Source organism: Kushneria halocnemicola (assembly GCF_965650455.1).
Classification (GTDB): domain Bacteria; phylum Pseudomonadota; class Gammaproteobacteria; order Pseudomonadales; family Halomonadaceae; genus Kushneria.
In genome coordinates, this window is record NZ_OZ287968.1 from 3,317,379 (window position 1) to 3,332,809 (window position 15,431).

14 protein-coding genes are annotated in these 15,431 nt (G+C 62.0%); 6 read left to right on the forward strand and 8 right to left on the reverse strand.

Translation table 11 applies throughout. The features are described 5' to 3' along the window. Positions 1–55: 55 nt before the first annotated feature. From dnaJ to ACS92L_RS15020, 3 genes are all read left to right on the forward strand, one after another. Complete coding sequence (dnaJ, locus tag ACS92L_RS15010; RefSeq protein ID WP_438765898.1) at positions 56–1,207, forward strand: molecular chaperone DnaJ; 1,152 nt, start codon at positions 56–58, stop codon at positions 1,205–1,207. Between the two features lie 124 nt (positions 1,208–1,331). After that, positions 1,332–1,736: an Ohr family peroxiredoxin gene (locus ACS92L_RS15015; RefSeq protein ID WP_438765899.1), complete on the forward strand. Its 405-nt coding sequence runs from the start codon at positions 1,332–1,334 to the stop codon at positions 1,734–1,736. Positions 1,737–1,822: 86 nt separating this feature from the next. Further along, entirely contained in the window at positions 1,823–2,224 is a 402-nt protein-coding gene (locus ACS92L_RS15020) for a septal ring lytic transglycosylase RlpA family protein (RefSeq protein ID WP_438765900.1), read from the forward strand. Positions 2,225–2,278: 54 nt separating this feature from the next. Here ACS92L_RS15020 and ACS92L_RS15025 read toward each other — a convergent pair whose 3' ends face one another. The 7 genes from ACS92L_RS15025 to ACS92L_RS15055 all read right to left on the reverse strand — a co-directional run bounded on the left by ACS92L_RS15025 (position 2,279) and on the right by ACS92L_RS15055 (position 10,818). After that, positions 2,279–3,028 carry an ABC transporter ATP-binding protein gene (locus ACS92L_RS15025; RefSeq protein WP_438765902.1) on the reverse strand — a complete coding sequence of 250 codons (750 nt, stop codon included), beginning with the start codon at positions 3,026–3,028 and terminating at the stop codon, positions 2,279–2,281. Next, positions 3,022–4,092, reverse strand: a complete 1,071-nt coding sequence (locus tag ACS92L_RS15030; RefSeq protein ID WP_438765904.1) for a FecCD family ABC transporter permease — start codon at positions 4,090–4,092, stop codon at positions 3,022–3,024. Before ACS92L_RS15030 ends, ACS92L_RS15025 begins: the two co-directional genes overlap by 7 nt. Next, positions 4,085–5,215 carry an ABC transporter substrate-binding protein gene (locus ACS92L_RS15035; protein WP_438765906.1) on the reverse strand — a complete coding sequence of 377 codons (1,131 nt, stop codon included), beginning with the start codon at positions 5,213–5,215 and terminating at the stop codon, positions 4,085–4,087. Before ACS92L_RS15035 ends, ACS92L_RS15030 begins: the two co-directional genes overlap by 8 nt. Positions 5,216–5,500: 285 nt before the next feature. Further along, entirely contained in the window at positions 5,501–5,764 is a 264-nt protein-coding gene (locus ACS92L_RS15040) for a formate dehydrogenase subunit delta (protein WP_438765907.1), read from the reverse strand. A gap of 40 nt (positions 5,765–5,804) precedes the next feature. Next, a complete protein-coding gene (gene fdhF, locus ACS92L_RS15045) occupies positions 5,805–8,750 on the reverse strand; it encodes a formate dehydrogenase subunit alpha (protein ID WP_438765909.1) in 2,946 nt (981 codons plus the stop codon). After that, the gene (locus tag ACS92L_RS15050; RefSeq protein ID WP_438768499.1) at positions 8,744–10,312 is read right to left on the reverse strand and encodes a formate dehydrogenase beta subunit; all 1,569 of its coding nucleotides are present in this window, start codon (positions 10,310–10,312) and stop codon (positions 8,744–8,746) included. The genes fdhF and ACS92L_RS15050 overlap by 7 nt, the downstream gene beginning before the upstream one ends. Continuing rightward, entirely contained in the window at positions 10,312–10,818 is a 507-nt protein-coding gene (locus ACS92L_RS15055; RefSeq protein ID WP_438765911.1) for a formate dehydrogenase subunit gamma, read from the reverse strand. The genes ACS92L_RS15050 and ACS92L_RS15055 overlap by 1 nt, the downstream gene beginning before the upstream one ends. Positions 10,819–10,963: 145 nt before the next feature. Here ACS92L_RS15055 and ACS92L_RS15060 point away from each other — a divergent pair, with 145 nt between their 5' ends. Next, positions 10,964–12,043: a substrate-binding domain-containing protein gene (locus ACS92L_RS15060; protein WP_438765912.1), complete on the forward strand. Its 1,080-nt coding sequence runs from the start codon at positions 10,964–10,966 to the stop codon at positions 12,041–12,043. Positions 12,044–12,081: 38 nt separating this feature from the next. On the opposite strand, the gene ACS92L_RS15065 is transcribed toward ACS92L_RS15060, so the two are convergent. Then, entirely contained in the window at positions 12,082–13,059 is a 978-nt protein-coding gene (locus ACS92L_RS15065; RefSeq protein WP_438765914.1) for an esterase-like activity of phytase family protein, read from the reverse strand. A gap of 85 nt (positions 13,060–13,144) precedes the next feature. On the opposite strand from ACS92L_RS15065, the gene dapB reads away from it, so the two are divergent. Then, positions 13,145–13,978 (forward strand): 4-hydroxy-tetrahydrodipicolinate reductase, encoded by an 834-nt coding sequence (gene dapB, locus ACS92L_RS15070; RefSeq protein WP_438765916.1) that lies wholly within the window; start codon positions 13,145–13,147, stop codon positions 13,976–13,978. Positions 13,979–14,244: 266 nt separating this feature from the next. Further along, positions 14,245–15,399, forward strand: a complete 1,155-nt coding sequence (carA, locus tag ACS92L_RS15075; protein WP_438765918.1) for a glutamine-hydrolyzing carbamoyl-phosphate synthase small subunit — start codon at positions 14,245–14,247, stop codon at positions 15,397–15,399. Positions 15,400–15,431: the final 32 nt, after the last annotated feature.

The window sequence follows — 15,431 nt, forward strand, 5'->3', positions numbered from 1 at the left end:
GCCTTGCTCCCGCGTTGTTTTTGCAGGTGTCAGACTTCGGAGGATCCGTTACACCATGTCCAAGCGTGACTACTATGAGGTCCTTGGCGTCGAGCGCGGCGCCGACGACCGTGAAATCAAAAAGGCCTATCGCCGACTGGCACAGAAGTATCATCCGGATCGCAATCCGGACGATGATACGGCTGCCGAGAAGTTTCGCGAGGTCTCTGACGCCTATGAAGTCCTTGCCGACAGCGACAAGCGTGCGTCCTACGACCAGTTCGGCCACGCCGGCGTTGATGGTCAGGGTGGCGGCTTTGGCGGCGGCGGCTTTGGTGGTGCCGGCGGCGCGGGTGGCTTCAGCGACATCTTTGGCGATGTCTTTGGTGACATCTTCGGTGGCGCCGGCGGGCGTCGCGGGCCGGGAGGCGCTGCCCGCGGCAGCGATTTGCGCTATAACCTGGAAATCGATCTGGAAGAGGCCGTTGCCGGCACGACCGTCGATATCCGCGTGCCGCGTCTTGTAGAGTGCGATCGCTGCCACGGTGACTGCGCCGAGCCCGGTACCAGCAAGCGTACCTGCTCGACCTGTAACGGTATGGGTCAGGTGCGCATGCAGCAGGGCTTTTTCGCCGTGCAGCAACCCTGCCCGACCTGCCATGGCCAGGGGCAGAGCGTCGATACGCCGTGCCGCAAGTGTCACGGTGAAGGACGCATTCAGGAAACGCGCACCCTGTCGGTCAAGATCCCGGCCGGCGTGGATACCGGTGACCGTATTCGCCTCAACGGCGAAGGCGAAGCCGGCGTCAACGGCGGTCCTGCGGGCGATCTCTACGTGCAGGTGGCCATTAAGGCCCATGCCATCTTCGAGCGTGACGGGCGCGATCTTTACTGCGAAGTGCCCATCAACTTTGTAGACGCCACACTGGGTGGTGAACTCGAAGTGCCGACGCTTGAAGGCCGCGTCAAGCTGCGTATTCCGCCCGAGACCCAGACCGGCAAACTGTTCCGCCTGCGCGGCAAGGGCGTCAAGCCGGTACGTGGCGGCGCACCTGGCGACCTGATGTGCAAGGTGGTGCTTGAAACGCCCGTTAACCTCGACGAAGAGCAAAAGCAGCTGCTGCGTCAGTTCCAGGAAAGCCTGGATGGCACGGACACGCGTCATTCGCCGCGTAAAAGCCGCTGGTTTGACGGCGTGAAAAAATTCTTCGATGACATGCGCCCGTAAGCGTCTGGATCGATGTCAAAACCCTGCCACCCGGCAGGGTTTTTTTATGTTCATCGAGTCGATAAAGGCACGTTACGACGGTATCCGCTACGCTTGCAGCAGGCTTTATCACAGGGAGAGCATCATGGCAGTCATGTATGAAACCACCGTCAACGTCTCCGGCGGGCGCAAGGGGCATGCCAGAAGCGATGACGGCATTCTGGATGTCGATCTCGCGATGCCGGGCAGTGGCACCGATGCCACCAATCCGGAGCAACTCTTTGCGGCCGGCTATGCCGCCTGTTTTGCCAGCGCCGCAATGGGCGTGGCGCGCCAGCAGGGCCACAAGCTTGATGATATTCCGGTTGCGGCCCACGTCGCGCTGGATTCCGAAAATCACGACTACAACCTGACGGTCAAGCTGACGGCAGACGTTGCCCTGCCACAGGACGAGGCAGAAAAGCTGATCGCTCAGGCGCATGAAATGTGCCCCTACTCCAAGGCCACGCGCGGCAATATCCGGGTCGATATCGAGGTGAAGGGTCAGTAGATTCTCGACCTGACTCTGGCCAACAACGCACCGCAGCTCTGATAGACTGCGGTGCGTTTTTTTATACAGGTCACGGGGTCATGTCGATGGTGTCAACGAAGACGGTTTGCCAATCAAGCGTGTGGCGCTTTCTGATGCTGGCGTGTCTGTCCGGGCTGGCGGGGTGTGCCGGCAATCAGCTGTCCGATACGCCCGGGTCGACCTCGTCAGGCAAGGCCTCTTATTACAGCGACCGGCATCAGGGCGCGCAAACCGCCAGCGGCGAGCGTTACGACAAAAACGCCATGACGGCGGCGCATCGCACGCTGGCGTTCGGCACCCGGGTACGGGTAACCAATCTGAACAATCAACGACAGGCAGTGGTGCGCATCAACGACCGCGGCCCCTTTTCCAGGGGGCGTGTGATCGATCTCTCCCGCGCCGCAGCCAAGCGAGTCGGCATGATCCGCAGTGGTGTGGTACCCGTTAAAGTGGAAGTGTTGAAATAGCTCGAGGGCAGCGTGATCACTCGCCGCACGAAAGTTATCTGCTGTTCGATCCCGTTAAAGGGCGGTTTCGATCACCAGCATCGGGCTGCCTCTTGAGCAGGTTTCGATGCGCCCTTCGACCTGATAGACCTCCCGCAGGAGTTCGGCCGTGACCACCGCCCGCGTCGGACCACACGCCTTGAGCGCCCCGCCGGCCAGCACGATGGACTGATCGGCAAAGCGCAGGGCATGACCGAGATCATGCAGGGCCACGATGATCAGCATCTGACGCTGTTCGGCCAGCCGGCGCAGCACGCTTAAAAGCCCGATCTGACGATGCAGGTCGAGTGCAGAAGTTGGCTCATCCAGCAGGAGGATATCGGGCGCCTGCACCAGTGCCTGCGCGGCGCTGACCAGTTGACGCTGGCCGCCGCTGAGGTCGCCGATATCGCGCTGCGCCAGCTGCTGCAGGTTCAACTCATCGATTGCCGCATCCACCTGGGCAAGATCCTCGGGCTGCACCTTGAGGCGACGCCCCTGCATGCGCGCCAGCAAAACGCTTTCATAGACGCTCAATACCGCATCGATCCGGGTTTCCTGGGGCATGTAGGCCACCGGGCGCTCAGCATTCGTCCCGGCAATTCGAACGTGACCGCCACCGGAGAGCAGCCCCAGAATGCGTCGAAAGAGGGTGGATTTGCCCGCGGCATTGGGGCCCAGCAGCGCCACCACCTGGCCGCCCGAAAGTGTCGGCGTGGTAATGCTTGAAAGCACTTCGCGCTTGCCGTAGTGGGCGCTCACCTGTTCCAGCGTCAGGCTTACCATGTCGATTTCTTCTGGTTGAGAACAAGAAAGAGAAAAAACGGAATGCCGACCAGCGAGGTAATGATGCCGATGGGAATTACCGTGCCCGGAATCAGTGTCTTGGAAATCACCGAGCCCACCGACAGGATCAGAGCGCCGCACAGCGCCGAGGCCGGCAGGAAAAAGCGTTGATCCTCGCCCACCAGCATCCGCGCGATATGTGGCCCTACCAGACCGATAAAGCCGATCGTGCCGACAAAGGCCACCGACACCGACGCCAGCAGCGACACCAGCATCAACACCTGAAGGCGAAGCCGGCGCGGTCGCACGCCCATGCTTTCGGCCTTGGCATCGCCCAGTCGCATGGCCGTCAGCGCCCAGCCGTGGCGCGCCAGCAGCGGGATGGCAATGGCCAGTACCGTCAGCGATACCCAGACCTTGGGCCAGGTCGCCTTGGTAAGACTCCCCATGGTCCAGAACACCACGGCTGACAGGGCCTGCTGGCTGGCAAAGAACTGGATCAACGCCATGAGCGCGTTGAAGATAAACACCATGGCAATGCCCAACAGCACGATGGTTTCAATCGTTACGCCTCGGCGCATGCTTAGAAGATGAATCATCAGCGCCGTGAGCATGGCGACCAGAAAAGCGTTGATCGGCACGATGTAGTCCACCGCGAACGGCACGATCGACACCCCAAAGGCCAGCGCCAGCGCCGCGCCGAAACCCGCGCCGGCCGAAATGCCCAGCGTAAACGGGCTGGCCAGCGGGTTGCTCAGGATGGTCTGCATCTGCGCGCCGGCAATCGACAGACTGGCGCCGACCACAATCGCCATCAGTGCCACCGGCATGCGGATCTGCCAGACAATCACGCTGATCTGCTCGCTGACCGAGCCGGGAGAAAGCAGTGCGCTTAACACCTGACCCAGTTCATAGCGGGCCGGGCCGAGGGCCAGATCGACGCAGAAGCTTAGAAACAATGCTGCCAGTAGCCCCGTCAGTATCAGCTGGCGGCGCAGCACCGTGGCGCGATAGAAGCTGCGCCCCTGCTCGGAGGCCGCCGCAGCAGCCGTCGATTTATTCATCTGCCGCCTCGAGTGATACCCAGTAACCCGGCTGATAGCTCAGCGGCAAAAAGCGCTCGTGAAGCTCGGCCAGGGTGGCATCGGGGTCCAGATCCTGGAAAAGATCGGGGTGGAACCACTTGGCCAGCTGCTGAATCGCCACGAAGTAATAGGGGCTGTTATAGAACTGATGCCAGATGGCATGGACCTGATCCTGTTTGACCGCCTCGATGCCGGTCATGGCCGTGCGATGCGTCAGGGCCTCGAGCTTTTGCCGGGCTTTTGTCATGTCGGCGCCGGGGCCGACCCCGACCCAGGCACCGCCCGGGACGTAGGCTTCCCAGTCGCCGCCGGTGACCACCACCTGCTCCGGGTTGGAGGCGATGATCTGTTCGGGGTTGAGCGTGCCAAAGGTGTTGGGAATGATGCCATCGGCAATGTTCTGCCCGCCGGCAATGTCGACGTATTCGCCGAAGTTGTGCGGACCAAAGCTCATGCAGCAGTCATCAGAGTAGCCGCCGGCGCGATCGATGAACACGCGCGGGCGTTTCGGGTTGGCCTTTTCAATCACATCGGTGACGCGTGCCATCTGCTCGTCGGAAAATTCGATAAAGCGCTCGGCCTCATCGTTCTTGCCCAGAAGCTGGCCCATCAGCCGGATCGAGGGTGTCGTATCCTTGATGGGATTTTCACGAAAGTCGACGTAGACGATAGGAATGCCCAGCGCCGCCAGCTTGCCCTCGTAGCCGGCGTCCTCGGTGGCCGTTTGGGCCTCGATGTTCATGAAGACCACATCGGGTTTCAGTGCCGCGGCCTGCTCCACATCAAAGGTGCCGTCCTTGAAACCGCCAAAGGTCGGGATGTTTTCGATATCGGGAAAGCGGGCCGCGTAGGCCTCATAGTTTTCCGGGTCGGCCTGGGAGAGGTCTTCGCGCCAGCCCACCACACCCTTGAAGGGGGCGTCAGGCTGCAGCACGCTCAGCAGATAGATCTGACGGCCCTCGCCCAGAATCATGCGCTTGACCGGGGTGTCGATGTGAACCTGGCGACCGGCCACATCGGTGACCACCGTGTCTTTTGCCTGCACGGTACAGGAGAGCAGGGCAAGCGCTATAAAAGCGGTAAACAGCAGATTTCTTTTCATGATCGTTGTAATGGCCAGAGAGGGAGACACACGTTGTGAACGCGATACCGGATAGCGTCCTGTCATATGATGATAAGGTTTATCATTCGCATTTTTCGGCATTATGCGAGGTTTCCCGCATGGCGTCGAGCGGCAAGGGGGTTGGGCAGAATGGAACGAGCGAATTGGCAATACAATGTCTTGAAGGAGGCGCAGGCTTTGTAGGGTTCGGGGAATACAAAATGAAAATGGCCCCGCCTGAAGCTGCAGGCGGGGCCATCGTCAGGGAATTTCAAACCGCCGGGTTTAACCCGCGTCGGAGGTTTCCTCCCAGTCCCTGACCACGTCCGACATGGTCTTGAGGCGCTCGACCGCCAGTTTTGATACGGGGTCGAGCTCACTGCCATCGGTGTCGGCATAGTCGATGAGCTGGCGTTTCATGTCCCGGGCCCAGAACTTCTTGAGATGGCCGGCGATCTGCTCGGCGGCCGCCTCATCGCTGTCATGATGGCGGTTATTGAGGCTGATCTGATTGATCATCCTGATCAGCGGCGTCGTGGGATCGTTCATGGCGACCTCGCAGTCCAGACGGGTTCAGGGTGCCCGGCGCTCATTTGAGCGCCGGCTCCGGGGTGTCGGCATCGGCCAGATAGCGCTGCTGGCGCTCGTCAAAGCGCTGGAACTGCTGCTGCCATGACGAGGGCTGCGAGACTTTTTCGACCTGTACCGCCGTCACCTTGTACTCGGGGCAGTTGGTGGCCCAGTCGGAGTTGTCGGTGGTGATCACGTTCGCACCGCTGCCGGGATGGTGGAAGGTGGTGTAGACCACCCCTGGCGCCATGCGATCGCTGACCAGACAGCGCAGTACGGTATGACCCACTCGGCTGCGAATGCCGAGCCAGTCACCGTCACGCAGGCCGCGATCCTCGGCATCCACCGGATGGATCTCCAGCACGTCTTCCGAATGCCAGGCACTGTTGGCGGTACGTCGTGTCTGTGCGCCAACGTTGTACTGGCTGAGAATGCGTCCGGTGGTCAGCAGCAGCGGATAGCGTGCGTTGACCTTTTCCTCGGTGGCCACGTACTCGGTAATGGCAAAGTGTCCCTTGCCGATCGGGAAGTCCACGCCGTGCATGGTGGGCGTGCCCAGCGGGTAATCGTCGTTGCAGGGCCACTGAATGCTGCCGAGCTGTTCGAGCTTGTCGTAGCTTACCCCGGTAAAGGTCGGCGTGAGGCTTGCCACTTCGTCCATGATCTCGGACGGATGGCTGTAGTTCATGGGATAGCCCAGCGCATTGGCAAGATCCTGGGTAACCTCCCAGTCCTCCTTGCCGGCCACTGGCGGCATGACCCGGCGTACGCGGTTGATGCGCCTCTCGGCGTTGGTAAAGGTGCCGTTCTTCTCAAGGAAGGTGGCGCCCGGCAGCAGCACGTGGGCGTACTTCGCCGTCTCGTTGAGGAAGATGTCCTGCACGATCAGACAGTCCAGTGCCGACAGCGCCGATTCAACATGCTGCGTGTTGGGATCGGACTGGGCGATGTCTTCGCCCTGCACGTAGAGCGCCTTGAAGGTGCCGTTGATGGCGGCATCGAACATGTTGGGAATGCGAAGCCCCGGCTCATCGTCGAGTTTGGCGTTCCACACGGCTTCAAAGCGCTGACGAATCTCGGGGTCGGCCACGTGCTGATAGCCCGGCAGCTCGTGCGGGAACGAGCCCATGTCACACGATCCCTGGACGTTATTCTGCCCGCGCAGCGGGTTGACCCCGACACCTTCACGGCCGATGTTGCCGGTCGCCATCGCCAGGTTGGCGATCGCCATGACCGTGGTCGAGCCCTGGCTGTGCTCGGTCACGCCCAGTCCGTAATAGATCGCACCGTTGCCAGCACTGGCATAGGTGCGGGCCGCCTGACGAACCGCTTCTGCCGGTACGCCGGTTTCATTTTCCACGGCTTCCGGGGCGTGACGCGCATCAGAGATGAACGCGCGCCAGCGCTGATAGCCCTCGGTGTCACAGCGCCTTGCGATGAAGTCGGTGTCCTCGAGGCCTTCGGTGACGACCACATGGCCGAGGGCATTGACCAGCGCCACGTTGGTGCCGGGCTTGAGCGCCAGATGCTGGCCCTGACCGCCGTGAGGCGTTCTGAGCAGATCGATGCGGCGCGGGTCGGCCACGATCAGTGTGGCGCCCTGACGCAGGCGGCGCTTCATCTGGGAGGCAAATACCGGGTGCGCATCGGTCGGGTTGGCGCCGATCACCAGAATGGTGTCCGCCTTCATGACCGAATCAAACGTCTGGGTGCCGGCGGATTCGCCCAGCGTGGTCTTGAGACCATAGCCGGTCGGCGAGTGACACACGCGAGCACAGGTGTCGGTGTTGTTATTGCCAAGTGCTGCGCGAATCAGTTTCTGAACCAGATAGGTCTCTTCGTTGGTGCAGCGCGATGAAGTGATACCGCCAACGCTGTCGCGACCGTACTGCGCCTGAATCTCCTTGAGACGTCGCGCCGCGAAGCCGATGGCCTCCTCCCAGGACACCGCACGCCAGGGCTGATCGATCGAATCGCGGATCATCGGCTCGCGAATGCGGTCCTTGTGGGTGGCATAGCCAAAGGCGAAGCGGCCCTTGACGCAGGAGTGGCCGTGATTCGCATCGCCGCCCTTGTAGGGCACCATGCGCACCAGCTTGTCGCCTTTCATCTGCGCCTCGAACGAGCAGCCCACGCCGCAGTAGGCGCAGGTGGTCACGACGCTGTGCTCGGGGACGCCTTCCTCGATGACGCTTTTTTCCATCAGCGTCGAGGTGGGGCAGGCCTGCACGCAGGCGCCGCAGGAGACGCACTCGGAGTCCATGAAGGGCTCGTTCTGGCTGGCAGCCACTTTCGAATCAAAGCCACGGCCCTCGATGGTCAGGGCAAAGGTGCCCTGCACCTCGTTGCAGGCGCGCACACAGCGCGAGCAGACGATGCACTTGCTGGGATCAAAGCTGAAGTAGGGGTTGGAGTCGTCGATTTTGGCGTCAAGGTGATTGTCACCCTCGTAGCCGTAGCGCACCTCGCGAAGCCCCACAACACCGGCCATGTCCTGCAGCTCGCAGTCGCCGTTGGCCGGACAGGTCAGGCAGTCCAGCGGGTGGTCGGAGATGTAGAGCTCCATGATGTTGCGGCGCAGCTTCGCGATTTTCGCATTCTGCGTCGTCACCGACATGCCCTCGACCACCGGCGTGGTGCACGAGGCGGGCATGCCGCGACGCCCCTCGATCTCCACCGCGCAGAGCCGGCAGGACCCGAACGCTTCGAGATTGTCCGAGGCGCAGAGCCTTGGAATGGTGATGCCGGCCAGTGCCGCAGCGCGCATGACCGAAGTGCCCTCCGGTACGCGAATCGCGGTGCCGTCGATGGTCAGCTCGACCGGCGTCTCGGAGACGCGGGCCGGGGTACCCAGATCGCGGTCGAAAAAGGCCGGATTGAAGGTGCTCTGGGCTTCACCAACGCCGCCCAGACCCGCATTGAACGAGTGAGCACCGGGTTGTTTGGGATCAAAGTAGTTCAGCATGTCGTACCTCCCGCCGTTGCGGCCTGTCGAGGTGTCAGATCATCAGGGAAGTGCTGCAGGACGCTCTGGACCGGGAACGGCGTCATGCCGCCCATGGCGCACAAAGAGCCATCGACCATGGTCTCGCAGAGTTCGGTGAGCAGGACGAGGTTCTTGTCAGCCGACTCGCCGGCGCGGATGCGATCGATGACTTCTACACCGCGCACGGCACCAATCCGACACGGCGTACACTTGCCGCAGGATTCAACGCTGCAAAATTCCATGGCAAAACGGGCCTGATCGCCCATATCGACGCTGTCGTCGAACATCACCACACCGCCGTGGCCCACCACGCCACCGAAGGCGGCAAAACCCTCGTAGTCGACCGGATGGTCCCACTGGCTTTGTGGCAGGTAGGCGCCCAGCGGACCGCCGACCTGTACGGCCTTGAGGGGGCGCCCGCTCAGAGTGCCGCCCCCGAAATCTTCCATCAGCTCAAGCAGGCTGGTGCCAAAGGCCAGCTCCACCAGTCCGCCGCGCTTGACGTTGCCGGCCAGCTGGATGGCCAGCGTCCCGCGTGAGCGTCCCAGGCCATAGTCGGCGTAGGTCTGGCCGCCCTGATCCATGATGAACGGGACGGCCGCCAGTGACAGCACGTTGTTGACCACGGTGGGGCGGCCGAACAGTCCTTCGATGGCCGGCAGCGGTGGCTTGGCACGCACCAGACCGCGCTTGCCCTCGAGGCTTTCCAGCAGGGAGGTCTCTTCCCCGCAGATGTAAGCGCCGGCGCCCAGGCGGACTTCCAGATGAAAGGCGCGGCCGCTGTTCAGGATATTGTCGCCGAGATAGCCGGCGTTGACGGCGCGCTCGATTGCTTCATCGAGAACGGCGTGGGCCAGCGGATATTCCGAGCGCAGATAGATGTAGCCCTGCTCGGCACCCACGGCGAGACCGGCGATGGTCATGCCCTCGATCAAAAGGTAGGGGTCACACTCCATGACCAGCCTGTCGGCAAAGGTGCCGGAGTCACCCTCATCGGCGTTGCAGACCACGTATTTCTGACCCGGGGCCTGATCGTGGACGGTCTGCCATTTGATACCGGTCGGGAAGGCCGCGCCGCCACGACCGCGCAGACCGGAGGTCTTGATCTCATCAACGACCGCCTGGCTGTCGAGCGCCAGGGTCTTTTCAAGGCCCTTGAAGCCGCGAAGGGCTGTGTAGTCCTCGATCGATAACGGGTCGGTGATACCTATGCGCGAAAAGGTCAAACGCTGCTGGCGCTTGAGATAGTCGATCTCTTCGGTCAGCCCCAGTGAGAGCGGATGATCCTGGCGCCCTTCAAGCAGCCCGGCATCCAGCAGGGATTCAACATCACCGGGTGTGACCGGGCCATAGGCAACGCGGCCATCAATCGTGTCGATCTCGACCAGCGGCTCCAGATAAAACAGCCCGCGCGAGCCGTTGCGTACGATGTTGATCTCCATGTCGCGCGTTCTGGCACCACGCTCAAGGCGTGTCGCGACCCGGTCGGCACCCAGCGCCAGCGCGGTGGTATCCCGGGGGACATAGACGGTAACGGCCATCATTTAACCTCCACGACGGTGGCCGACAGCTCGTCGGTCAGTTCGTCGAACTGTTCCGGCGTCATGCGACCAAAGATGTCATCGTTGACGCGAATGGACGGTCCGCAGGCGCAGTTGCCCAGACAATAAACCGGCTCGAGCGTGAACTCGTGATCCGGCGTGGTCTGGTGATAGTCGATGCCCAGCGTTTTTCTCGCGTGCGCCTCGAGCTGGCGGCTGCCGACCGACTGACACGCCTCGGCGCGACAGATCTGAATGACGCTGCGCCCCGCCGGGTGGGTGCGAAAGTGATGATAAAAGCTGATGATGCCGTGCACTTCGGCGCGGGTATGGCGCAACGCCTCGGCGATCATGGGCACTGCCGCATCGGGAATGAAGCCAAAGCGGTCCTGAATGGCGTGCAGCGTTGGCAGCATGGCGCCCGGCCTCAAACGATGGGCGTCGATCACTGCCTGAATTTGCGCCGGCGTCCAGGCGTCGGCGACGGGGGAGTGGGTCTGTGACATGGCCGGATCTCATCAGGTCGGAGGATTGAAGCGACAGCGCTCATCCGATCGTCTTATAGGAATCGTTGTTCATAACTGCTTTAAGTCAGGGTCAGGTTCGCAACCAAATTAGCACTCTCTATACGGCGGCAAAATATGAACGAAAATGCTTAGCAAAAAGTTGAATATCGTCCCGTCCTGGCGCTTTTATCGGGAGGATGGCGAGCTGCTCGATCCGGTACTGTTTGTGCTGCTGGCCGGTCTGCTCGACACCGGCAAGCTGACCCATGCCGCCAGCCGGGCCAATATTTCCTATCGTCATGCTTGGAATCTGCTCAACCGGGCCGAGGCCTTTTTCGGCATGGCACTGGTCGAAATGCGTCGCGGTCATGGCACGCGGCTGTCACCGCTGGGGGAGAAACTGTTGTGGGCCGAACAGCGCGTGCGCGCCCGACTCGGGCCCCAGATCGACAGCATGGCCTCCGAGCTCAACCATCAGCTGCAACAGCTGCTCGACGGCGCACACCCTGTTCTGCGACTACACGCCAGCCACGGTTACGCCGTCGCACTTTTGCCGGATTTCCCGGGAGAGCTGGATCTGCGCTACTGCTCGTCTATCGAGGCGCTTGAGGCGCTGCGCCGCGACGAGTGTGATCTGGCCAGTCTTCACCTGCCGGTGGATCCGCATCTAGCCGAGCAGGTCATGACGGTCTATCGCCCCTGGCTGTCAGGGCAGGATCTGAGCATTATCCGCTTTGTGACCCGCCGCCAGGGGCTGATGCTGCGTCACGAGGACAGTCACCGCATTCGTGCCATGGGGGATCTGGCGCGCGGTGATATTCGATTCATCCAGCGCAACGAGCGCTCCGGGACCCGCCAGCTGTTCGATCTATTGCTGGCAGAGTACGGTGTCGATGAAACCGACCTTCCCGATGCGCGCCACGAGGAGTTTACGCATACGGCGGTGGCAGCCTACGTGGCGGCCGGGATGGCGGATGCGGGCTTCGGCGTGGAGGCGGCCGCCACACAGTTCGGCCTTGATTTCATTCCGCTGGCGACCGAGCACTATCTGCTGATCTGTCAGGCGCAGCGACTGGTTCAGGACAACCTGCAGGCGCTTTTGACCTATATGGGATCAAAGGGGTTTCTGGCGGAAGTGGCCGCGCTGAATGGCTATGCGCCGGATCGCTGCGGTGAGGTGACCTCGCTTGAAGCGCTGCTGGCGGAAAACGCAGAGCGCGTCTGAAGGTTTGTCATTGGTCATCATTACTGCCGTAGGGCGGCTCACGAGTCGGTGGCGGTATCGTTCGGCACATCAAAGCACCCCAGAAGCGAGCGCTGCAGCCAGCTGAAGTTGTCATCGCTGACCATCAGGTAGCGCCGAGGGCCAATACGGGCCAGGCCTTCGAAGTTGTCCAGCCGCCAGCCCTCGTCGCTGGCCAGGCGGGCGATGGTATTGCCGGGTATCACGCTGTTGTGTGGCCCGTCGGTGATACGAGCGCGGCGCAGCGAGATGATCAGGGGGCGGCCGACCTTGAAGTCGCGCTCCAGCATCAAAAGATCCTCCCCCAGTGGGGCCATCGCCGTCAGTCCGCTGTTATTATCGGTGCGCTGCCAGCGCCACTGGTGGCCGTCGAGATCGAACAGGCGGCTTTCATTGTCGGCCATGCCTTCTGATGCAAATTCCAGCCCGCCAATGATGCCGTGGACCGGGTGGTTGGCCAGCGCTTCCAGGCTGCCGTTATATTGGGCCCCTTCAAGTGCCGAAGGCACGGTGGCCTCGCCCACCGGCGCGCCCTCAAGCGTGAAACGCTGCAGTCGATGGCGGCGCTCAAAACCGATCAACAGCTCCGTTTCTCCATCTTCGCCTTCGACCAGAGCCATTGATTCGCTGTCGGCCCAGGGCATCTCGAGCGGCTTGCCCTGACGGTCACGTAAGGGCGTCGAGTCGAGCAACTCGAGACGATTCAGCTGCTGGTGATCATCGAAACGGGGGCGAGCGCGATAGAGCCGGGCGCGATCGGAGAGCATATACAAGAGGTTGTTTTTCTCGTCGTACGCCAGCTCCGACAGGCCACCCAGCGGCTGGCCGTCGGGCATGCGATCCGGCAGCTCCAGCATGCCGCACCACTCGAGCTGCTCGGGGCGGGATCCGCCCGACGGGCCGCCCGGGTCAACGACGCCTGCTCGGGTGCAGCCGGGCAGCAGCGCCAGCCACAGGGCAACGGCATAAAGGGAGCGGTGCGTGCGTCGGTCTGCCATGGGGTCATCCGGTTGCGTGATCTGATGGGTTATAGTGGCAGACAGGCGCGTGAGCAAACGATGAACATGACACGAAGGGGGATGTGTGACACGAATCGCCATCATGGGCGCTGCAGGGCGCATGGGCAAAATGCTGATCGAAGCGGTTGGCGGTGACGACAGCGCTCGATTGACCGGGGCCGTGGTGCGCCCGGACAGTTCACTGATCGGCGCCGACGCCGGCGAGCTGGCCGGGCAGGGTCGTCTGGGCGTGACGCTTGCCGGCAGTCTCGAGGAGATCGTCGATGACTTCGACGTGTTGATCGATTTCACCACCCCGGCCCTGACGCTTGAGAATCTGGCCTGCTGCGCCGAGCACGGCAAGCGTCTTGTGATCGGCACGACCGGGTTTGACGACGAGCAGCTGACAACGCTTGAAGGTTATGGCTCAAAAGTGGCGTTCGTGTTTGCGGCCAACATGAGTACCGGGGTCAACCTGTCGCTTAATCTGCTGTCTACGGCGGCCCGGGCGCTGGGCGATGCCGGCTTTGATATCGAGATCATCGAGGCCCATCACCGTCACAAGGTGGACGCACCATCCGGCACGGCACTGATGATGGGACGTGCGGTGGCCGAGCCGCTGGGACGGGATCTCAAGGTTGACGGCGTCTATCAGCGCGTCGGCCAGGTCGGGCCGAGAAGCGCGCGCGAGATCGGTTTTTCCACGGTGCGCGGCGGTGACATCGTCGGCGAGCACACTGTGATGTTTGCTGCCGACGGCGAGCGTATCGAGATCACCCACAAGGCCTCGAGCCGGCTGACCTTCGGGCGTGGCGCGGTGCGTGCGGCGCACTGGCTGATGAATCAAAACGCAGGCCATTACGACATGCAGGATGTGCTGGGGCTCAAGCAGGCATCGACTGACGCGCCACTGAGGTAATCATTGCGTGATGGCATGCGGGGGTGAAATCCGATATTATCGGCACAATTTGGCCGGGTCGAACCCGCAGACCATGGCGATAATACAAGCGGGATGAAGCCCTTCAGGGTTTCGTCCCGCTTTTTTGCAGCCCGGGGGTTGCGCCTTTAGTCAGAGCGCGCCGGGAGAGCATGGTCAATGGGGTCGTCAGCCGGCCGGTTTTCCGGTCAGCGTTGTGGCATGTCGCTTTCGCTGACAGTCTCTTTTGCCCTGTGGAGGACGTTGCATTGATCAAACCCGCGATTCTGGCGCTCGAGGATGGCAGCGTATTTCACGGCGTCTCCATTGGCGCCGACGGAGAAACCAGTGGCGAGGTGGTCTTCAATACGGCCATGACGGGCTATCAGGAGATCCTGACCGACCCTTCCTATTCTCGCCAGATTGTCACGCTCACCTATCCCCATATCGGTAATACCGGCATCAATGAAGAGGATGTCGAATCCCACAGCATCCATGCCGCCGGCCTTGTCATTCGCGATCTACCTCGCCTGGTCAGCAACTTCCGCAGTGTCCGCGCTCTGGACGACTATCTCGCCGCCCACGGCATTCTGGGTATTGCCGATATCGACACGCGCCGTCTGACCCGTCTTTTGCGTGACAAGGGCGCGCAAAACGGTGCCATTATCGCCGGAGCGGATGCTCAGGGAGACGAAGCGGTGGCGCGCGCGCTGGCGGCAGCCAATGCCTTTCCCGGGCTCAAGGGCATGGATCTGGCCCGCGAGGCCGGCACCCGCGAGATTCATGAATGGCATGACGGCGAGTGGCAGCTCAGCTCGGGCTACGCCGATTTTCGCCAGCGTGAACGCCCCTGGCATGTGGTGGCCTATGACTTTGGCACCAAGCACAACATCTTTCGCATGCTGACCAGCCGGGGCTGTCGCCTTACGGTAGTGCCGCCGCAGACACCTGCCAGTGAGGTGCTGGCGATGAACCCCGACGGCGTGTTTCTGGCCAACGGCCCGGGTGACCCGGAGCCCTGCGATTACGCCATCACGGCCATTCAGGACATTCTGGCCACCGGCACGCCGGTCTTTGGTATCTGTCTGGGACATCAGCTGCTGGCGCTGGCCAGCGGGGCGAAAACCGTCAAGATGAAGCAGGGTCACCATGGCGCCAACCACCCGGTGCTGGATATCGATCGCGGCCACGTCATGATCACCAGTCAAAACCATGGTTTCGCCGTTGACGAGGCCTCACTGCCAGCCAACGTACGCGCCACCCATCGGTCGCTGTTTGATCAGACCCTTCAGGGGATCGAGTTGACCGATACTCCGGCCTTCAGCTTTCAGGGGCATCCGGAAGCCAGCCCCGGGCCACATGATGTTTCACCGTTGTTTGATCGCTTCGTGGCCATGATGGAAGGCCGCCGTCAGGCAGCCTGACGCTGTCCCGATGGCGGCCTGTGCCGCCGTCG